This is a genomic window from Streptomyces sp. NPDC002574 (assembly GCF_042889545.1).
Classification (GTDB): Bacteria; Actinomycetota; Actinomycetes; order Streptomycetales; family Streptomycetaceae; genus Actinacidiphila.
The window spans coordinates 674,459-693,738 of record NZ_JBIARB010000001.1 but is presented as its reverse complement, the minus strand read 5'-3'; the positions used below and the strand labels follow the sequence as shown (position 1 = coordinate 693,738).

17 protein-coding genes and 1 tRNA gene are annotated in these 19,280 nt (G+C 73.5%); 4 read left to right on the top strand and 14 right to left on the bottom strand.

Translation table 11 applies throughout. The features are described 5' to 3' along the window. From ACFYXS_RS03285 to ACFYXS_RS03265, 5 genes are all read right to left on the bottom strand, one after another. Positions 1–672 carry a phosphonatase-like hydrolase gene (locus ACFYXS_RS03285; RefSeq protein ID WP_389243222.1) on the bottom strand — a complete coding sequence of 224 codons (672 nt, stop codon included), beginning with the start codon at positions 670–672 and terminating at the stop codon, positions 1–3. 5 nt (positions 673–677) lie between these two features. Continuing rightward, positions 678–1,799, bottom strand: coding sequence for a TIGR03364 family FAD-dependent oxidoreductase (locus ACFYXS_RS03280; protein ID WP_389243220.1), 1,122 nt, complete (start codon positions 1,797–1,799; stop codon positions 678–680). 144 nt (positions 1,800–1,943) lie between these two features. Then, the gene (locus tag ACFYXS_RS03275) at positions 1,944–2,696 is read right to left on the bottom strand and encodes a GntR family transcriptional regulator (RefSeq protein ID WP_389243215.1); all 753 of its coding nucleotides are present in this window, start codon (positions 2,694–2,696) and stop codon (positions 1,944–1,946) included. A gap of 139 nt (positions 2,697–2,835) precedes the next feature. Further along, positions 2,836–3,846 (bottom strand): hypothetical protein, encoded by a 1,011-nt coding sequence (locus tag ACFYXS_RS03270; RefSeq protein WP_389243213.1) that lies wholly within the window; start codon positions 3,844–3,846, stop codon positions 2,836–2,838. A 105-nt stretch (positions 3,847–3,951) separates the two neighbouring features. Further along, entirely contained in the window at positions 3,952–5,070 is a 1,119-nt protein-coding gene (locus ACFYXS_RS03265; protein ID WP_389243211.1) for an ROK family transcriptional regulator, read from the bottom strand. Positions 5,071–5,126: 56 nt separating this feature from the next. Here ACFYXS_RS03265 and ACFYXS_RS03260 point away from each other — a divergent pair, with 56 nt between their 5' ends. Then, positions 5,127–6,197: a Gfo/Idh/MocA family oxidoreductase gene (locus ACFYXS_RS03260; protein ID WP_389243209.1), complete on the top strand. Its 1,071-nt coding sequence runs from the start codon at positions 5,127–5,129 to the stop codon at positions 6,195–6,197. A 637-nt stretch (positions 6,198–6,834) separates the two neighbouring features. Here ACFYXS_RS03260 and ACFYXS_RS03255 read toward each other — a convergent pair. From ACFYXS_RS03255 to ACFYXS_RS03245, 3 genes are all read right to left on the bottom strand, one after another. Beyond that, positions 6,835–7,383 carry a hypothetical protein gene (locus tag ACFYXS_RS03255; RefSeq protein ID WP_389243207.1) on the bottom strand — a complete coding sequence of 183 codons (549 nt, stop codon included), beginning with the start codon at positions 7,381–7,383 and terminating at the stop codon, positions 6,835–6,837. 131 nt (positions 7,384–7,514) lie between these two features. After that, the gene (locus tag ACFYXS_RS03250; RefSeq protein ID WP_389243205.1) at positions 7,515–7,880 is read right to left on the bottom strand and encodes an STAS domain-containing protein; all 366 of its coding nucleotides are present in this window, start codon (positions 7,878–7,880) and stop codon (positions 7,515–7,517) included. Between the two features lie 75 nt (positions 7,881–7,955). Beyond that, positions 7,956–8,693 (bottom strand): GAF and ANTAR domain-containing protein, encoded by a 738-nt coding sequence (locus ACFYXS_RS03245; protein WP_389243203.1) that lies wholly within the window; start codon positions 8,691–8,693, stop codon positions 7,956–7,958. Between the two features lie 168 nt (positions 8,694–8,861). Here ACFYXS_RS03245 and ACFYXS_RS03240 point away from each other — a divergent pair, with 168 nt between their 5' ends. Next, positions 8,862–9,893, top strand: a complete 1,032-nt coding sequence (locus ACFYXS_RS03240) for a glycoside hydrolase family 6 protein (RefSeq protein WP_389243201.1) — start codon at positions 8,862–8,864, stop codon at positions 9,891–9,893. Between the two features lie 45 nt (positions 9,894–9,938). Here the strand turns inward: ACFYXS_RS03240 and ACFYXS_RS03235 are convergent, their stop codons facing one another. The 6 genes from ACFYXS_RS03235 to ACFYXS_RS03210 all read right to left on the bottom strand — a co-directional run bounded on the left by ACFYXS_RS03235 (position 9,939) and on the right by ACFYXS_RS03210 (position 17,793). Next, positions 9,939–11,867 (bottom strand): galactose oxidase-like domain-containing protein, encoded by a 1,929-nt coding sequence (locus tag ACFYXS_RS03235; RefSeq protein ID WP_389243199.1) that lies wholly within the window; start codon positions 11,865–11,867, stop codon positions 9,939–9,941. Continuing rightward, the gene (locus ACFYXS_RS03230) at positions 11,864–13,678 is read right to left on the bottom strand and encodes a glycosyltransferase family 2 protein (RefSeq protein WP_389243196.1); all 1,815 of its coding nucleotides are present in this window, start codon (positions 13,676–13,678) and stop codon (positions 11,864–11,866) included. The genes ACFYXS_RS03235 and ACFYXS_RS03230 overlap by 4 nt, the downstream gene beginning before the upstream one ends. A 395-nt stretch (positions 13,679–14,073) precedes the next feature. Continuing rightward, positions 14,074–15,147, bottom strand: a complete 1,074-nt coding sequence (locus tag ACFYXS_RS03225) for a PP2C family protein-serine/threonine phosphatase (protein ID WP_389243194.1) — start codon at positions 15,145–15,147, stop codon at positions 14,074–14,076. Between the two features lie 125 nt (positions 15,148–15,272). Further along, on the bottom strand, positions 15,273–17,369 hold the full coding sequence (locus tag ACFYXS_RS03220; protein WP_389243192.1) for a SpoIIE family protein phosphatase: 2,097 nt from the start codon (positions 17,367–17,369) through the stop codon (positions 15,273–15,275). 152 nt (positions 17,370–17,521) lie between these two features. Next, positions 17,522–17,594: transfer RNA gene (locus tag ACFYXS_RS03215), tRNA-Lys, on the bottom strand. After that, positions 17,557–17,793 (bottom strand): hypothetical protein, encoded by a 237-nt coding sequence (locus tag ACFYXS_RS03210; RefSeq protein ID WP_389243516.1) that lies wholly within the window; start codon positions 17,791–17,793, stop codon positions 17,557–17,559. The genes ACFYXS_RS03215 and ACFYXS_RS03210 overlap by 38 nt, the downstream gene beginning before the upstream one ends. Between ACFYXS_RS03210 and ACFYXS_RS03205 the strand changes: the two genes are divergently transcribed. Together ACFYXS_RS03205 and ACFYXS_RS03200 are read left to right on the top strand one after the other, a co-directional pair. Continuing rightward, positions 17,735–18,289, top strand: coding sequence for a hypothetical protein (locus ACFYXS_RS03205; RefSeq protein WP_389243190.1), 555 nt, complete (start codon positions 17,735–17,737; stop codon positions 18,287–18,289). The genes ACFYXS_RS03210 and ACFYXS_RS03205 overlap by 59 nt on opposite strands. Positions 18,290–18,905: 616 nt before the next feature. Beyond that, a complete protein-coding gene (locus tag ACFYXS_RS03200; protein ID WP_389243188.1) occupies positions 18,906–19,073 on the top strand; it encodes a hypothetical protein in 168 nt (55 codons plus the stop codon). The last annotated feature ends 207 nt before the right edge of the window (positions 19,074–19,280 follow it).

Below are 19,280 nucleotides of genomic sequence, written 5' to 3'. Positions count from 1 at the left end.
TCAGAACTCCGCCAGCAGGGCGGGGAGTCCGGCCACCGAGGGCAGGACGTGGGTGGCGCCCGCCTCGCGCAGCGCCTTCTCGTCGTGGGCCCCGGTGAGCACGCCCGCCACGACGGTCGCTCCGGCGCGGACGCCGGAGAGCATGTCGTACGCCGTGTCGCCGGCCACCGCGATCTGCTGGACGGAGTCGGCGGCGCGGGTGCGCAGCAGCGCGGTGAGCACCATGTCCGGGTAGGGACGGCCGCGGCCGCCGGCGTCCGCCGGGCCGAGAGTGAGGTCGGCGATGTCCTGCCAGCCCAGCGCGGACAGGATCGCGTCCTGGGTGGTGCGGGAGAAGCCGGTGGTCAGCACCACGGTGCGGCCCTGCTCGCGCAGGGCGGCGATGGCCTCGGCCGCGCCGGGCAGCGGGGCGCAGGCGCCGGAGTCGACGAGCTCGGCGTAGGCGTGCTCGAACTCGGTGTTCGCGCGCTGCGCCTGCTCCTCGGCGCCGAACAGGGCGCGGAAGACGGAGATCTTGGACTCGCCCATGGTGCGGCGGACGTAGTCCAGGTCGGGCTCGACGCCCAGGCGTTCCGCGGCCCGGACGAAGGCCCGCTCGACCAGGCCGTCGTCGGCGACGGTGGTGCCGGCCATGTCGAGCACGACGAGCGTGAGGGAAGTGCGGTCGGTCATCTTCGTTACCAGCCGATCTCGTTGGCGGTGTCCTCGCCGATGGCGGGGGAGCAGGTCATGCCGCGGCCACCGGGTCCGGTGACCAGCCACACGCCGTCGGCGACGCGCTGGCGGTGCACCACCAGGGACGGGTCGGTGCACTGCGCGTACACCCCGGCCCAGCGCCGGCGCACCCGCGGCAGGGGGCGGCCGAGCAGGGCCTCGGCGGTCGCGGTGAGGTGGTCGTACGGGTCCTCGGTGACGTCGAAGGCGAAGGGCTCGTCGTACTCGTGGGTGTCGCCGATGGTCAGGCCGCCGTCGAGGCGCTGCACCATGAGCAGTTGCATGCGGTGCCCGGCGGCGACCGGCGGCTGCGGCTGGCCGGCGCGCAGCGCGTCGAGCGCGGTGCCGGCGTAGGCGGGGTAGTAGCGGAAGCTGTCGGCGTCGGCGACCGAGGTGGTCAGCGGCTCGTCCAGCGGGTCGGTCTGCGCCATCTGGAGGCGGACGCGGCGCACCGGCAGGGCGGGCCCGGCCAGTTCGCGGACCAGTCCGGTCAAGTGGGCGCCGGTGGCGAGGACGACGGTGTCGCCGTGGTGGGTGTCGCCGTGGTCGTCACGGACGGTGCCGGGCGCGACGTCGCGGACCTCGCGGCCGGGCAGGAAGGTGTAGCGGCCGGTGGCCGCCAGGTGTGCGCGCAGTGCGGGCAGCGCGACCCGGGACTCGACGGCGGCGTCCCGCTCGCACAGCAGGGCGCCGGTGAACTCGCCGCGCAGCGCCGGGTTGCGGTGCCGGACCTCGGCGGCGTCGAGCCACTTCAGTCCGCGCGCGGCGGCGTCGGCGGAGGCGAGGACCTGATCGGCGACGGCGCGTTCGGCCTCGGTGCGCACCACGGTCAGCGAGCCGTTGGCGCGGAAGCCGACGCCGGGCACGAGGCCGCCGATGCGCTGCCACAGCTCGCGGGCGCGCTGCGCGGTCTCCAGTTCGGCGCCGGAGGCCCGGCCGCCGACCCAGACCAGGCCGAAGTTGCGGACGGAGGCGCCGCGGGCCTCGGTCTCCCGTTCCAGGTGGACGACTTCGTGTCCGCGGTCGACGGCGTGCCAGGCGTGAAGGGTGCCGAGTGCTCCTGCACCCACGATCAGGACTCTCATGCGGACCACAGTCGTGCGGCCGGCGGACGCCATCGGGTCCGGTTTCTGAACCGGTCGTGAACGGACCCGCAATCTTGGACTAGACCCGTTATCCTTTCGTGATCTGGAATGCCTCACGAGAGAGGGTGCAAAGGGGTCTCGCGGCTATGTACGGGACAAATGGGTCGTGAAGCTGAAGCGGTCCCCGCGGTACAGCGACCGCACCCGCTCCAGCGGCGCACCCTCGGTGTCCCGGCTGTGCCGGTGCAGCAGCAGCATGGGCAGCGCGGGCGGCGTGCCGATCAGCAGTGCCTCGCGCGGGGTCGCCAGCACCGTCTCGATCCGCTCGTCCGCGTCGCCGAACTCCACGCCCACGTGCTCGCGCAGATAGGCGTAGAACGACGAGTCCGGGTCGAACTCCTCGTCCAGCCGCGGCACGCGCTCCACCGCGACATAGGTGCTCTCCAGGCCCACCCGCTCCTCGTCGGCGAGCAGCACGCGTTCCATGTGCCACACGGTGTCGCCGGTGGCGATGCCCAACTGCCCGGCCAGCACCTCGTCCGCCGCGATCCGGTCGAGCGCGGTGAGGTTACGGCCCGGCACCCGGCCCTGGCGGCGCACCCCCTCGGTGTAGCTCGCCAGCGACAGCGGCTGCTCCAGCTTGGGTCCCGCGACCACCGTGGCCCGGCCGCGCCGCCGCAGCCGTCCCTGGATCAGCAGTTCGCGCAGCGCCTGCCGCACCGTCTCCCGGGCCACACCGAAGCGGGCGGCGAGCTCCCGTTCGGTCGGCAGCGGCACCCCCTCGCCGAGCTCGCCGAGCAGCTCCTCCAGGCGCGTCTTGACGACGAAGTACTTGGGGAGCCGGCCGTGCTCGGGGATGCCGGCGCGGGTCGGCGCGCCCGCCTGGGTGTCGTTCACATCGTGAATCCTCGCAGATCGGAGCGGGGAGGGCGGTCGCCGGTGCGCGGCGCGGGGGATGGCCGGGGACGCCGCGCCGGACACCGTTCACCTGCCGATCACCCACCGGTGGGCGGGAGTTCGCGGCCGGTGTCCCCCTTCACCTCCGGCGGCCGACCCGCAGGGCGATCCCGCCCGCCAGCATCAGGGCCCCGGCGCCCATCAGCAGCAGGGCCGGTGCCGGGTCCTGGACCGGACCGGTGTCGGCCAGGCCGGGCGGGGGAGTGGGAGTGGGAGTGCGCGGTGCGGCCGGGGCGGCGGGTGTCTCCGGAACGCCGCTGCCCCCGAAGTCCTGCGGGCCCGCTTCCCCCTCGTCGCCCTTGCCGGGGACCCGACCGCCGCCGGGGCCGGCGTCCGGGCCCGTGCTGCCGTCCCCGCGGGGGTGTTCGCCGGGCCGGCCGCCGGGACGTTCGCCGGGGTGTTGGCCAGGACGTTCGCCGGGGTGGCCGCCGCCGCCCGTGCCGGGGGCCGTTCCTGTGCCGTCCGGTACGCGGCCGCCGGCGCTCTCCCGGGGTGTCCCGTCCGGCACCGGCGCGCCGGGCGCCTCCCCCGGGGTCGTCGGCGGCAGGACGCCGGAGGCGTCCCCCGGCGGCGCGACAGTGAAGCGGTACGGCGCGGACTCGCCGACCCAGTCGCCGTCCGCGCCGCGCCGCTGCACGACGGTGGCCGTGGCCGCGACCGGCCCGGGCGGCGCGTCCGGGGTGAAGCGCAGCCGGAGCGCGACACGCACCGTGCGGTGCGCGGGCAGGACCGCGCCGGGTTCGTGCTCGGCCACCACCGCGACGTTCTCGTCGTTGTCCGTGTGCGCCACCGGCACCGGCCGCCAGCGCGGCGCGGACCGCGCGTCGGCCCCCTTCGCCCCACCGGTCGTGAACTCGCGGTACTCCAACCGGATCTGGCGTGCCGTCAGTTTGCGGTCGCGGTCGACGAAGACGATGACGGGATGCACGTCCCGCCGCGCCCGCCGGGTGGTGTTCTCGAGTTCCACCCGGAACTCCCGCGCCGCGGCGCCCGCCACGAAGGCCCGCGGGCCCTCTTGCAGCCGTGCGCGCACGGGGAACGGCTCACCGGTCGCCTGGGCCGAGGTCAGCGCGACCGAGGCCGCTGTCATGGCAAGAGCGCATCGCCACCTCATGGGCAGCGAAGTTCTCACGTTCGTAAGGTCATATGTCCCGAGCGACGCGGGGTGGACCCCGACGGCTACCCGTACGGGCGGTCAGCCGCCCGCCGTCTGGCCGAACAGCGGGGCCAGCGCGAGCAGCGCCGCACCCCGGGCGACGGCGCGCGCGCCGTCAGGGACGAGGGAGACGGGCACGGTACGGCCCGCCGACCGCGTCGTACGGGCGTCCATGGCGGCGGCGACCTCCCGCCGGAACAGCTCGGGTCGCGCCAGCACGGTGCGCCCGCCGAGGACGACCCGGTCGATGTCCAACAGCGAGACCAGGTTCGCCGCGCCGAGCCCGAGGACCCGGGCCGCCCCGGCGTGGTCGCCCCGGCCGACCGCGGCCAGGCACAGCGCCTCCAGGCAGCCGAGGTTGCCGCAGGCGCACCGCGGTCCGTCGAGGGCGACCGCCTGGTGCCCGAACTCCCCGGCGCCGGTCCGGGCGCCGCGGTGCAGCGTGCCGCCGAGGACCAGGCCCGCGCCGAGTCCGCTGCCCAGGTGCAGATACCCGAAGGAGTCCCCGGTGCCGGTGCGGTCCGGCGGCGACAGCACGGACAGGGCGGCGGCGTTGGTGTCCTTGTCCAGGACGACGGGCAGCCCCAGGCGGTCGGCGAGCGCGTCGCGCAGCGGGTAGCCGTCCCAGGCGGGGAAGCCGGTGATCCGCAGCAGCGCGCCGGTCCCGTGGTCCAGCGGGCCGGGGGAGGCGACCCCGGCGCCCAGCACCGCGCCGCTCGCGCCGGGGGTGTCCGCGACGGTCGCGCGCACCAGGTCCGCGACGGCGTGCAGCACCCCGGCCGCGGGCCGCCCGAGGTCCAGGGGCGCGGTGCGGGCGTCGGTGGTCTCGCCCGCCAGGTCGGCCAGGAGCACGGTGACCTCGTCGCGGTCCAGGTGCACCCCGACCGCGTACCGGGCGCGGCGGGCCAGCCGGAGCAGGGTGCGCGGCTTGCCGCCGGTGGGGGCGCCGCGACCGGCTTCGTCGACCAGGCCGTCCGTGCGCAGCCGCGCCACGATCTTGCTGACCGCCTGCGGGGTGAGGCCGGTGCGCTCGGCGAGCTCCAGCCGGCTGATCCCCTCGCCGTCCGCGACGGTCGCGGTGCGCAGCAGCCCGAGCACCAACGCGGTGTTGTGGCTGCGCAGCGCGGGCAGGTTGGCTCCGGCGGTTCCGTTGTTCACCTGCCCATTGTCGGGCACGCTTGCGCTTTCGCAACAGCGTTGCTTAAGTGGGGCGCATGGCTTCCGCACCCCTTCGCGTCGCACTGGTCGGCTACGGCCTGGCCGGCTCGGTCTTCCACGCCCCGCTGATCGCCGCCACCGACGGCCTCGTCCTCGACACCGTCGTCACTGGCGACCCCGAGCGCCAGGCGCAGGTCCGCGCCGCGTACCCGGACGTCCGCGTCGCCTCCGCGGCGGACGAGCTGTGGAAGCGGGTGGACGAGCTGGACCTGGTGGTCCTGGCCTCGCCGAACAAGACCCACGTCCCGCTCGCCACGGCCGCGCTGGAGGCGGGGCTGCCGGTCGTCGTCGACAAGCCGCTGGCCGCCACCGCGGCGGAGGCGGACGAGCTCGCCGCCCTCGCCGCGGAGCGCGGCCTGCTGCTCTCGGTCTTCCAGAACCGCCGCTGGGACAACGACTTCCTCACCCTGCGCGGGCTGCTGGAGCGGGGCGAGCTCGGCGAGGTGTGGCGCTTCGAGTCCCGCTTCGAGCGGTGGCGGCCGAACCTGAAGGGCGGCTGGCGCGAGTCCGGCGACCCCGCGGAGATCGGCGGTCTGCTCTACGACCTCGGCAGCCACCTGGTGGACCAGGCGCTGACCCTCTTCGGCCCGGCCGTGAGCGTGTACGCGGAGCGGGACGTGCGCCGCGCCGGCGCACAGGCCGACGACGACACCTTCGTGGCCCTCACCCACGCCGGCGGGGTCCGCTCCCACCTGTGGATGACCGCCACCACCGCCCAGCTCGGCCCGCGCTTCCGGGTGCTCGGCAGCACCGCCGGCTGGGTCAAGCACGGCCTCGACCCGCAGGAGGCCGACCTGCGCGAGGGCGCCCGCCCCGCCCCCGGCGCCGCGTGGGGCACCGAACCGGAGTCCGCCTGGGGCCTGTTGGGCGCCGGCGACGACGTCCGCCCCGAGCCGACGCTGCCCGGCGCCTACCCCGCGTACTACGCGGCCGTCGCCGCCGCCCTGCGCGACGGCACCGAGCCGCCGGTCACCGCGGCCCAGGCCGCCGCGACGCTCGCGGTACTGGAGGCCGCCGCAGTCTCCGCCCGCGAGGGCCGCACGGTGCCGCTGGCGCCCCGCGCCTGACCCCTCCCCGATCGCCCGGCCCGCGGCGCGCTCCCCTCACCGCCGCCGGCCGGGCGCGGTCCTGCACGGCCCGAGCAGCCGTGATGCCTTCCGCCCGCGAGTGCTGCACGGTCCAGCTCGCGCTCCGCGCCCCCCGATCGCCCGGCCTACGGGAGCGGTCCGGGCGTCGGCGGCGGCATGTGCCCCGAGCCAGGCACTGCCGGGTGACCAGCCCGCGTACGACGCGGTTGTCGCCGCAGCTCCGCGTGAGGGGGCCGGACCTCCGGCCCGGTCGCCCGAGCAGCCGTGATGCCGGCGGCCGAGGCCGCTTCCGCCCGCGAGTGCTGCACGGTGCCGCTGGGCGCTGCGCGCCTGACAGGTCCGCGTACGACACGGCCGTCGGGCGTCGGCCTGGGCGACGGCATCGGGCGCCACCGGTCATCGCGGCCCGGGCAGCCGTGATGCACGTTGCTGGAGGCTGTCGTCCCGCCGGCGACGGCGTGCGCCCCGAGCCGGCGCCGCCTGGTGGCCACCCCGCGTACGTGTGTGTGCCGGCACCGGGCCCCCGCGCACCGCGGGCCCGGCCGCGTGACGCCGACCCCTCCCCGATCGCCCGGCCCGCGGCGCGCTCCCCTCACCGCCGCCGGCCGGGCGCTCCTCACCCTCGGGTGCCCGGACCGCGGGAGTGGTCCGGCACGTCCGGGGGAGGGCGGTGGGCCGGCGGGGGTTCGCCGGGCTCGGGCAGCCGGGCGCGGAAGCGGACGAGCACGGCGCCGTCCGCGGTGTGGTGCACCTGGACGCCGTCCAGCGGCTCCTCGTCGTCGGTGCCCGCCAGTTGACGGCACAGACGGGTGGTCTCGGAGGAGGAGGGCGGTTCCGGCGGCGCCCCGCCGTTGCGCGTGGGCGGCTGGTCGTAGCCGGTGTCGGTGACGCACACCGAGCAGTGCCCGTCCTCCACGCCGAGCGTGACGCGGAAGCGCCGCGCCTGGCCGTGCGTGACGACGTAGTCGCAGGCCACCAGCACGGCCTGGGAGATCCGGGCGCCGGACGCGCCGCTGGAGAGGATCTCCAGCGCGGCACGGCTCATGCGCGCGGCGAGCGCGTCGCTGCCCGGTGCGCGGCGCAGCGAGCACGTCCAGGAGACGTCGAGGGCGGATCTCTTCGGATCGGACAGGGACAGTCGTGAGGAGGCCGCGAGCTTGGCCATGGCCGGACCACGTCCTGTGGGCGTAGGAGGCTGCTCTGCCGGCGACCGGGGTCCTGGGCCGCCCTGTCAGGCTAGAACAGCCGATCCGGGCCCTGCCAGGGCGCGTTGGGGGCGCGCGGGCGGGGCACGGCTCAGGCCGTGGGATCCGGCCAGTCGGGCAGGATGGTGAAGTACTGGGTCAGCCGTGTCGCCCGCAGTGTCCGCAGTGTGAAGTCGTCCCGGCACACCAGCCGTACGCGCCCCTGCTGCTGCTCCGCGCGACGGCGTGCGCGCACCAGCGCGGACAGCCCGCTGCAGTCGATGAAGTCGACCGGCCGAAGGTCCACCACGATGTCGGGGCGGTCCGTCCCGGTGAGCAGGTCCAGCGCGGCCGACACCCGTGGCGCGGTCAGCACGTCCACCTCGCCGTCGAGCGTGACCACCGTGCTGTCGCCCTCCGCGCGGCGGCGGACGGAGGCGATGGACGGGGTGCTCGTCAGGAGGGAGGTCTCGGACATGGGTACCACCCTAGAGCAGACGGTCCATCACATAACTCATTCAGGCCATCACTTGACAATCAGTGACCGATTGTGTCAGGTCGCGCCGTCCCGCAGCCGGTCGGTGTCGAAGCTGCCGGACACCACGCCGGCCGCCAGCTCGGCCATCCGCAGCCGGTGGCTGCGCGCGTACCGGCGCAGCGCTCCGAAGGCCTCGTCGACCCCCACACCCCACCGCTCCGCGAGCATTCCCTTGGCCTGCTCGACCGCCACCCTGCTGTCCAGCGCCCCCTGCAACTGCTCGGCCAGTAACTCCTGTTCGCGACGGGACCGGCGCTGCAGCACCCCGACGGCCGCCGCGTCCGCCAGCGCGCGGGCCAGCTCCACGTCCCCCGCGGGCGGCTCCCCGGGGCCCGCGCGCAGCACGCCCAGCGCGCCGATCACCTCCGGCCCCCGGCGCAGTGGCACGGCGTACGCCGCGTGCAGGCCGGCCTCCCGCGCCCTGGGCGCGAAACGCGGCCACAGCTCGTCGCAGCGCGCCAGGTCGGGCACGTCTATCGTGGCCGCGCAGCGGTAGCAGTCCAGGCACGGCCCCTCCTCGTGGAGGGCGGGCAGCAGTTCCGGGACGGCTCCGGCGGCGGCCGCGCGCAGATCGCCGTCCGGGCCGGCCAGCAGCAGCCCCGCCGCGCGGGCGTCCAGCAGTTCCACGCAGGCCGCGGCCAGCCGGCCGAGGTGGGCGTCCACGTCGAAGTCCCCGCCGAGGGTGTCGGCGAGCCCGACGAGGACCTCGGCGAGCCGCCGTTCGCGCGGGATGCGGTGCGGGTGTTCGGTCACGTCGTGCTCCAGCCATCGTCGGCCACGGCTCCGCCGGGATTCTGCCACGCCGGCGAACCGCGGCATTCGACGGGAAAACGGCAACTGACCCGTTCTGACAGTGCTTTGACGGATCGGTATGTCAGGATTGACGCAGACCGGTCCCGTCCGCCATCCAAGGGGGAGTGGATGTACGGCACCTCCACCGGCCCGTTGCGCAAGGCCGCCCGTGCGGCGTCGGTCGCCGCCGTGCTCGCGGTGGCCCTCGGGGGCTGTTCCCGCGGCGACGACACCGCGCATTCCGGGCGGGACAAGGTCGTACGCAAGAGCACCCCCATGGCCGGCGCCCCCTTCTGGGTCAACCCGGACACCGCCGCCGCCCGCCAGGCAGGCCAGTGGCGCGAGGACGGCCGCGACGCGGACGCCGCGCTGCTGGAGCGGATCGCGGAGCGGCCGGTCGCCGAGTGGATCGGCCCCGACGACCCGCGTGGTCAGGCCGAGGGTCTGACGCGGGCCGCCGCGGAGGCCGGGCGCACCCCCGTCCTGGTCCTCTACAACATCCCGCACCGCGACTGCGGCCAGTACTCCAGCGGCGGCGCCGCCGACGCGGACGCCTACCGGACCTGGGTGGACCAGGTCGCCTCCGGCATCGGCGACCGCGAGGCGCTGGTCGTCCTGGAGCCCGACGCGCTCACCCACCTCGTCGACGGCTGCACCTCCGGCCGCTTCGCGCAGGAGCGCTACGCCCTGCTCGGCCATGCCGTCGACATCCTGGGCGACCTGCCGCACACCGCCGTCTACCTGGACGCGGGCAACGCCGGCTGGGTGCGTGACCCCGCGCGGCTGGTGGATCCGTTGCGGCGGGCCGGCATCGAGCGGGCCGACGGCTTCGCCCTCAACACCTCGAACTTCTACACCACCGAGGAGAACACGGCGTACGGCACGCGGTTGTCGGAGCGGCTCGACGGCGAGCACTTCGTCATCGACACCAGCCGCAACGGCCGCGGCCCGCTCCAGGGCGGCCACGACGAGGCCTGGTGCAACCCGCCCGGCCGGGGTCTGGGCACCCCGCCGACCACCGACACCGGGAACGAACTGGTCGACGCCTACCTGTGGATCAAGCGCCCCGGCGACTCCGACGGCACCTGCAAGGGCGGTCCCAGGGCCGGCCAGTGGTGGCCCGAGTACGCGCTGGGACTGGCCCGGCGCGCGGCGTCCTGAGACACCGCGCGCCGGGCCCCGCCCGCCCCCGAAGGGGAGAAGCGGCTAGGACACCTTGACCCAGCGGGCCACGGAGGGCGTGCCCTCCTCGTCGGTGACCACGACCATGTACCAGCCCGGCGGCACCAGCGACGGGTCCTGCGGCACGGTCAGCCGCACCGACCCCTTGCCGCGCTCGATGTCCAGCGCGATCGACCGCTGCTCGGTGTCGGTGGCGTGGGTGACCGCGCTCGGCCGGATCAGCCGCGCGTTGTCGATGTGGTCGGCGTACTGGGTGGGGAACGACATCGAGCCGCCGCGCTCCACCGTCCGCGGTCCCTCGCCCAGCGAGGGCTTGGAGTCCCGGTAGAGATAGGGCGGCGTGTAGATCTCGACGCGCTGCTCGAAGAAGCCCGGCGTGGTGTCGGCCTTGTCCCCGAACAGCGGGTTGGAGCCGAAGACCGCCACCCGGCCGTCGGGCAGCAGCAGCGCCTCGGCGTGGTAGTCGCGTCCCACGGCCGGGTCGGCGGCGTCCCGGAAGACGTCGCGCACCGGGTCGTAGATCTGCGCCCTGAGGATGTCGCTGCCGCCGCGCCCCCGGTAGTCGCGGGAGCCGCCGGTGGTGAAGACGGTGTCGTCCGGCAGCAGCACGCTGTTGAGGTAGCGCGTGGGTTCGGGCAGGTCGGGGCCGTCGGTGTAGGCCGGACCGACCGCGTTCAGGTCCACCACGGCGGTGCGCGCGGTCGAGGAGCGGGACTCGCCGACCCCGCCGCCGCCCAGCACCATCACCTTCTGGTCCTGCGCGGGCGCCAGCAGCACCGAGCTCGCCGTCTCCAGGTCCTTGGCGTCGCGGAGCCCGGGCACCGCCGTGAAGCGGTTGGTCCGCAGGTCCCACACGCCCGGCACGCGGCCCTCGTCGGCCGGGCCGTAGCCGGCGTTGGCGCCCGAGTAGAAGATCTTCTCGCCCTGCATGAGGAAGAGCGCCGGGTAGGTCGGGAAGTAGCGCGTGGTGGTGTACGTCCACTTCCGCGTCCTGGGGTCGTAGATCTCGTTCTTCCCGGGGACGACCTGGCCGATGTCGTCGAGGCCGGAGACCGACAGCACCCGTCCGTCGGCGAGCGTGACCAAGGTGGGGTACCAGCGGGCCTCGTTCATCGGGTCGACCGGGATGTAGCGCTCGGCGACCGGGTCGAACTCGTAGGCCTCCTTGATCCCCTGGAAGTCCTTTTTGTCCAGGCCGAGCTTGGTGGCCAGGCCGTAGAGGTTGTTCCGGTCCCGGCCCTCCAGGCCCCGGATCTCGTACTGGGCGGCGGTGTTGACGATCCCCGCCTCGCCCTTGACCAGCGACTGGACGAAGACCCGGACCTCGGCCGCGGTGACCGTGACCTTGCCGCTCCTCTTGTCGACGGTCTTCTTCGCCCGCGGGACGGTGACCGGGAACTCCGAGCGGAAGGTGCGGCCGTTCTCGTTGTTGACGAAGACCGTGCCCTGGGGGAACGTCCGGGGCGTGTCCGGGTTCTCGTTCTTGATCAGCATGGCGCCGCCCGCCCGGTCCACGGCCTCCTTGAGCTTCTCGTAGCGGGCCGTGCCGCCGGCCACCAGCAGCCGGCCGTCCGGCAACTGGGTGTGGCCGGCGCAGAACATGTCCTTGGGGGTGTCGATCTCCTTGAAGGTGTTCTTCACCGGGTCCCACAGGACGCTCTTGAACGACTTGGCCTCGAAGTTCGTCTCGTCGTTGCCGGAACCCGCGATGAGCAGCACTTTCCCGGTGTGCAGCAGCGCGGCGTGGATGGCGTTGATCCGGTACTTCTTCGGGACGTCGAGCTGCTCCCAGTGGCCGTAGGCGGCCTTGTACTCCGGCTGGTCGATCTTGTAGTCGTGGTAGGTCGCCGCGGTCCAGCTGTAGAGCGCGGGCGCGTTCATCCCGGCCAGGACGCTCACGGCGGTGCTCCCGACGGCGATCTTCCGCAGTCTGCGGCTCGGTCGGTAGGTCATCGGGCGGCGCTCCTGGTACGGGCGGACGACAGCCACCAGACGGCGATCGGCGCGACCGCGAGCAGCAGCGCCAGCACCGCCCAGGTGCGCATCGCGACGTGGGTGTGGCCGTTGAAGAAGCTCGCGACCAGCGACCCGCCGAACACGAGCGTCCACAGGATGTGGGTGCGGAAGGTCGACAGCAGCCGGTCCGGGCTGGCCGAGTCGCCCTTGGGCGTGACCACGAAGCGGCTCTTGCGGCGCAGCACGGCGTCGATCAGCGAGCGGGCGTAGATCGGCGCCGACAGCGCCGACATCACCATGCCGGCCGCCCCCGAGGAGCCCTCGGGCTCGTGCGGGCTGACGTTGTGCCGCCGGTTCCAGACGTACAGGCCGATCTGCAGGGCCGCGGCGTCGCTGTAGAGCATCATCCAGACCTCGGAGTCGATCTGGACGCCGGACGCCCCGAGCCCCAGGAACAGGGCGCAGCTGAGGCCGCCCAGCATCCAGTTGACCGCCGTCATCGGGTAGTAGACGACCATCAGCGTGTAGTTGAGCAGTCGGCCCGGGGACAGGGTGAAGGGCATCTTCCAGAACTGCTTGATGAGCGTCTCGTACGTGCCGCGGCTCCAGCGCAGCTGCTGGGTGAAGAAGTCGGTCCAGGACGACGGTCCCTCCCCGACGGCGAGCACGTCCGGGGTGTAGACCGAACGCCAGGCGCGGCCGGTGGCCGGATTGCGCCGGCGGTGCAGCTCCAGGCCGGTCGCCATGTCCTCGGTGATCGAGTCGTACAGACCGCCGATGCCCTTGATGGCGCTGATCCGCACCGCGTTGTTGGTGCCCACGAACATCGGGGCGCCGTAGCGGTTGCCGGCCCGCTGGATGAGGGCGTGGAAGAGGAACTGCTGGCTCTCGGCGGCCTTGGTCACGGCGGAGTCGTAGTTGCCGTACACCTGCGGGCCGACGACGAAGGCGACGTCGGGGTCGCGGAAGTAGCCGAGCATCCGCTCCAGGAAGTTGGGGAGCGGGACGTGGTCGGTGTCGACCGAGGCGAAGAACGTGTAGTCGTCGCCGTGCGCGTCCAGCCAGGCGTTGTAGTTGCCGTGCTTGGTTCTCGCGCGGAAGGAGCCGGTGGGCCGGTTCCACTTCTCGACGTCCTTGCGGGAGAAGTGGTGCACCCCCAGCCGGTCGCACAGCCGCCGGACCTCGGGGTCGTCCCCCTCGTCCAGCAGCCACACGTCCAGCGTGCCGCGGTGGCGGAGCCGGATCGCGGCCTCCAGGGTCGCCCGCACCATCTCCAGGGGCTCCTTGCCCGGGACGAAGGTGGTCAGGAAGGCGACCTTGGTGCCTTCCTCGGGGACCACGGGCACCGGGTCGCGGGCGACGAGCGTCGCGTGCGCGTTGGACGTCACGTTGATCAGCCGGAAGAGCTCGATCAGGCCGATGGATATCAGCATCACCGTGTCGCAGGCCGTCATCCAGCCGGGCGCGTTCGCCCGGCGGGTCCAGTGGGCCGGCTGCAGCAGCCACGTGAGCAGCACCGCGGAGAGCACCGGAGCCGCGCCGAGCAGCAGCGCCGCGCGTATCCGGTGGGGCTCCTCCGCGAGCAGGCTGCGGTAGCGCACCCGGTACGGGACACCGGGCTCCGGTTCGGTGAGCGGGCCGGCGAGTCTGCTGTAGTGCTCGTAGTCGTACCGGGGTGCCACCGCGCCGGGCCGCGGCCGGACCGGGCCGGGGCGGGTCTGGTGCGGTATGACCGGTACGGCGCCGGGCGCGCCGGCGTCAGGGTGGTCGGTGGTGTACTGCTGGGCGCCGGTCGGTGTCGGCGGCATGGGAATGCTCCCCCCGAAGCATCTGCGCCGCTCGCGCGGCGATGGTGTCCCGGGCGTTGCGGCCCCCCGCCCCCCGGGGTGTACACGCGTGTGCGGTCCGCCCGGTCGGACGACGCCGGCTTCGGCTCGTCGGCGACCGGACCGCGCTGGGTCACGCCGGTGGCCCACCCCCCTTGCCGGGGCCGTCTCCCCTTGGCCCCGCTCGGTCAAAGGCGCCGAAACGGATCCCTCTCTTCCCGTTTCGGGAGGATAGATTCCGTTTGGCGCTTACATGTCCTGCGCGCACAGCCTTCCCGAATGCCCGTCTTGATCGCAAGGCGGGAAACGAGTTGTTAACCGGCCAAATGAGCGATTTGGGACGTCTGTTCGGTCATTCGCTCGGGCAGGGGTGTCGTTCAGGAGCGGGCGAGCAGCATGAGCACGGCGTCGTCGGAGAGGCTGCCGCCGGTGTGCCGCAGCAGGTCCGCGTAGAGCCGTTCGACGGCGGCGTCGAGGTCGTCGGCCGACCCGGCGGCCAGCAGCGCCGCGCGCTCGGCCAGCGGGTAGAACGAGCCGTCCACGGCGCTGCGCGCCTCGATCACCCCGTCCGTGCACAGCACCAGGACGTCGTCGGCGCCGAGCGCCTCCTGCCACGGCCGGGGCGGCGCCCCCGACGCGAACTGGGACAGCCCGAGCGGCACCCACGGATCGGGCGGGTCGAGCGAGACGACCGTGCCGTCCGGGGCGACCCGCAACGGGGGCACATGCCCGTAGTGCAGCAGCCCCACCTGTCCCGGGTCGTTGAACTGCAGGAACAGCGCCGTGGTGAACTCACCCGGCGACATGTGCCGCGCCACGCTCGCGTCCACCCGCTGCGCGACCCGGGTCAGCTCCTCCTCGTCGTACGCCGCCTCCCGGAAGGAGCCCAGCGTCACCGACGCCGTCTGCACCGCGTCCAGCCCCTTGCCCCGCACGTCGCCGATGAGCGCGCGCACGCCGTGCGGCGTCTCCATCACCGTGTACAGGTCGCCGCCGATCTGCGCGGTGTCGGCCGCCGAGACGTAGCGCACCGCCAGCCGCAGGTCGCCCACCACCGGCCCGGGCGGCAGCAGCAGCGCGCGCTGGGCGGCCTCGGCGACCGAGTGGACGGCGGCGAACACCCGCCGGCCCTGCTCGTAGCGCCACGCGATGTAGGTGCCGAAGAACGAGACCACGACGTAGGCGATGAGCTGCCCCCACAGCAGGGTGGCGGTGTCCGGCAGCCGCACCTCGTCGTACGGGAGCAGCGCCAGCTGCGCGACGAGTCCGGCCGCGCCGATGCCCAGGGTGCGCCGCCAGGTCGTGGAGACGCTCGCCAGCGCGGGCGCCATGACCATCAGCGGCGCGAGGTAGATCTGCGGGCCGCTCAGCCAGTCGCTCAGCGAGATCCCGATGATCAGCAGCAGTGGCAGCAGCATCCCGCTGCCGACCGGTACGACCGAATCGAGCACCCGCAGGGCGGGTCCGCCGGTATAGGGCCTTCTCCGTCGTGGCGACCTCACCTTTCGAACATAGACAGACAAGGCGGGCAGTGGGAAACCCGGACGCGACCGCCGGGTCGCCACGGGGTCCGTCGCTACGCCCCCGCGGCGGCGGGACCCATCCGCGCCAGCAGCAGGGCGACGTCGTCGTCCGCCGACTGCTGGAGGGCGCCCAGCACCAGGTCGCAGGTCTCGTCCAGGGTCTGGTGGCGGGTCTTGAGCTTGAGGACGCGCATCAGCGCCCGCAGGCCCACGTCGAGGGACTGCCGGCGGTCCTCCACCAGCCCGTCGGTGAACAGCGCGAGCACCGTCCCCTCGGTGAGCTCCCGCTCCACCATGCGGAAGCCGATCCCGCCGACGCCCAGCGGTACGCCGTTCGGGATGTCGATCAGTTCGGCGCGACCGCCGGGTGGCACCAGCACCGGCGGCAGGTGCCCGGCGGTGGAGAACTGGCAGCGGCCGGTCCCCGGGTCGCACACCGCGTACACGCAGGTGGCGATGAAGTCCCCCTCGGCGCTGCCGATGATGTCGTCCAGGTGCCGCAGCAGCTCGTCGGGGGCCAGGTCGAGCTGGGCGAAGGCCCGGGTGGCGGTGCGCAGCTGCCCCATGATCGCGGCGGCGCGCAGCCCCTTGCCCATCACGTCGCCGACGATCAGGCCCACCTTGCCGTCCTTCAGCGGCAGCACGTCGAACCAGTCCCCGCCGACCTCGCGGACCGCGGGTATGTAGCGGGTGGCCATCTCCATCCCGTCCACCGTCGGCGGGTCGTGCGGCAGCAGGCTCCGCTGGAGGGTGAGGGCGGCCAGCCGCTCGCCCGCGTACAGCCGCGCGTTGTCGATGGAGATCGCGGCCCGGGCGGCGAGCTCCACGGCCAGGGTGCGGTCCTGGTCGTCGAAGGCCTTCTGGTTGCGGGTGCGGTAGAGGCCGATCACGCCGAGCACCTCGCCGCGCGCGATCAGCGGCGCGGCCAGGTACGAGTGCACCCCGGCCCGCCGCAGCAGCGCGGCGGCCCGGTCGTCCCGGGCGATCCGGCGCAGCATGCGGCTGCTCACCCGGTGCACCACCACCGGCTGCCCCTCCCGCACCGCCCGGGTGATCAGCCGGTCGGTCGGGTACGAGGCCGGCTCGCCCACCGGGTCGACGGCCCCGATCGCCTCGCCCGGGTCGGCCGCGGCGATCGCCAGGGCCCGGAAGTCCGCGGTCTCGCCGGAGGCCACCCGGGACACCGTCTCGCCGCGCATCACCGAGTCCAGCACGTCGACGGTGGCGATGTCGGCGAGCATCGGCACCACGACCGAGGCCAGCTCCCGCGCGGTCTGCTGCAGGTCCAAGGTGGTGCCGATGCGGGTGCCCGCCTCGGCGATCACCGCCAGCCGGCCGCGGGCGGCCGCGATCTCCTCCGCGGCGTGGTGCCGCTCGGTGAAGTCCGCCACCGAGGTGGCCAGGCCCAGCACCCGCCCGGTGGGGTCCTCGATCCGGTAGTACGAGATCGACCACGCGTGGTCCCGCCCCAGGTCGGCGTACGTGCGGCCGACCGTCTCCAGGTCCAGCAGCGGCTCCCCGGTCTCCAGGACGCTCCGCATCGCCGTCTCGATGCCCACGGCGTCGATTCCCGGTGAGACCTCGCGCACCGTGCGCCCCAGCATCGACGCGGCCGACAGGCCGTACATGCCCTCCAGGGCCTCGTTGACCCGCACGATGCGCAGCTCGGTGTCGAAGACCGCCAGCCCGATGGGTGACTGGTCGACCAGGCTGCTCGACAGCCCCATGTCCGTCTCGACCCGGCGGACGGTGCCCAGGTCGGCGCCCAGCCCCAGGGCGAAGATCCCGCCGTCCTCGTCCAGCATGCGCATATTGCGGAACTCGATGTCACGGACCGTGCCGTCGGCGTGCACGATCGGGAACACGCCCTGCCACACCGCACCCGCCCTGACCTGCTTGAACAGCTCGGTGACCAGCTCCAGCCTGGCGGGTTCCACCATGAGCAGCCCGGCGTTCTGGCCCAGCGCGTCGGCCGCGCTGTAGCCGAACAGCCGCTCGGCCTCGGGGCTCCACAGGACGATCCGGCCGTGCCGGTCGAGGACCATCGCCGCGACCCCGAGAAGGTCGAGCAGGCCCCCGGGCGTGGGGGTCCCGGGGCGTGGCCGGGCCTCCCTGTCCGTACCGGGCGGCGTTGCGTCGTGTGCGTGCATGGCCTCCTCGTACGCCCCGGCAGGGCCCCGCTGGAGCCCCTACCTCGTCGCTACGGCATATTTTCGCACCGAGTCCCCAAGGATGCCGCCTGTTGGCCGGGGGGCCGACGAACGAAGGCGTCCCTCCCGGAGGAGGAACGCCTTCGTGTCTGTGCGCCGCCAGGGACTCGAACCCCGAACCCGCTGATTAAGAGTCAGCTGCTCTGCCAGTTGAGCTAGCGGCGCTCACCGACAGAGAGGATCCTACCTGACCACCGGGGGTGCCCCCGACCACGTCGTCCAGCAGCGTCGGGTCGTCGTCCAGCCACCCGAGGCGGACCATTTTCACGCCGGCCTGGAAGCGGCTGTCGGCCCCTATCTGCTGCATGAGCTCCGCCACGATCCGCCGTACCGTCCGGTCGGACAGGCCCAGCTTCCGGCCGATCGCCTCGTCCGTCAGGCCGGAGGCCAGCAGCCGTACGACCTCCCGGTGCCGGGCGGCGGGCGCGGCGCCCACGTCGTCGGTGAACAGGTCCGACGCGGACGCCCAGCAGTGCTCGAACATCTGCCGCAGCACCCCGACCATCGCGGGGCTGCGCAGCACCATGGCGGAGCCGCCGGCGCGGTCGTCCCTGGCGTCCGGTCCGAACTGCGGCACGATCGCCAGGGTGTGGTCGACGATGATCAGCTTCATGGGCAGCGTGGCGGCGGTCCGCACCTCGCCACCGTCGTTGACCATGGTTCGCAGATGGGCCCGGACGTGCGGCACCGCCGCCGCGGTGGCCAGGTGGATGGAGCGCATCGCGATGCCCCGGCTGAGCGCCTCCCGGTTGCGGTCGTCCGCCTCGAAGAGGTGGTCCTCGGGCAGCGCGCTGGGATGCATGGAGAGGATCTCGGTCGTGACGGTGCTGGCCGCTTCGTCCAGGATCGCGGCGATCTGAGCCGGCTGGGCCGCCACCTCGATGCGGGCCTCGGCGAGTTGGCGCATGTGCACCGGCTGAAACTCGGCCGCCAGTTGACTCAGTGCGGTATGGGTGTCGGTGATGGTGTTCACCATCTCCTCGGTCCGGCGCCGGCTGCCCTCGATGAGCTGCGCCATCGCGGTCGCGGGGGAGTGCACCGACCAGCCGCTGCGCGCGGACGAGAAGGGTGCGGCCAGGCCCAGCGATGCCAAGGAGTGCAGTGCGGCGTCGAGTTCGCTTTGTGACCAGCCAGTGAGCGTACAGACGCTTTCTGGTGTCCAGTCGGCGTCGGCGAGCGCCAGAGCGTAGAGTTCCTGCGCCCGGGCGCGCAGAAGGTCGTCGGTCACTGCTCGCACCCCCAATGCTTCACGTCACCCCCGGCTTCGATCAGGTTAAGGGTCGCCGCTCGCGTATGGACCCATCGGGGGCCATCCGGTCCCATGTGTCCGCATAGGGCCATGTCCGAATCCGGAACGTGAAAAGTGAAGACCACCGGCTCGGCGTCCGACAGAATTCAGTCAGTCGTACGGTTCCCCCAAGCCGGCGCAGCACCCCCAAGCACCACCCCAGCTCACACTCCCAGGACAGGCCTGCCATGACATCGATTCGCCGCAACGCCCTTCGGTTCCTTCTGGGCGTCGTTGCCTCCATCACGATGGGGCTCATCGGCGCAACGGCAGCATCGGCGCAGCCTGCTCCAGACGGTGACATCGCCTGGTCGGCGCAGAACACCGGCCCTCACGCGAACGACATCGCCTGGTAGCACCCTGGGCCGTCCCACAAAGACAACACCCCCCAGCACCACCCCCCCAAAAAAACGCACCACCATCCCCCCAAGAGCCACACCCCTCCCCCCACGCTGATGGGCCCGGCATACCTCCCCCCTCTTGCCGGGCCCTTCAGCATGTCCGGAAACAGGGCGGCGGCGGGTATCCGCCACGGCGGATTCACGCCGCGACGAAGCGGTGCG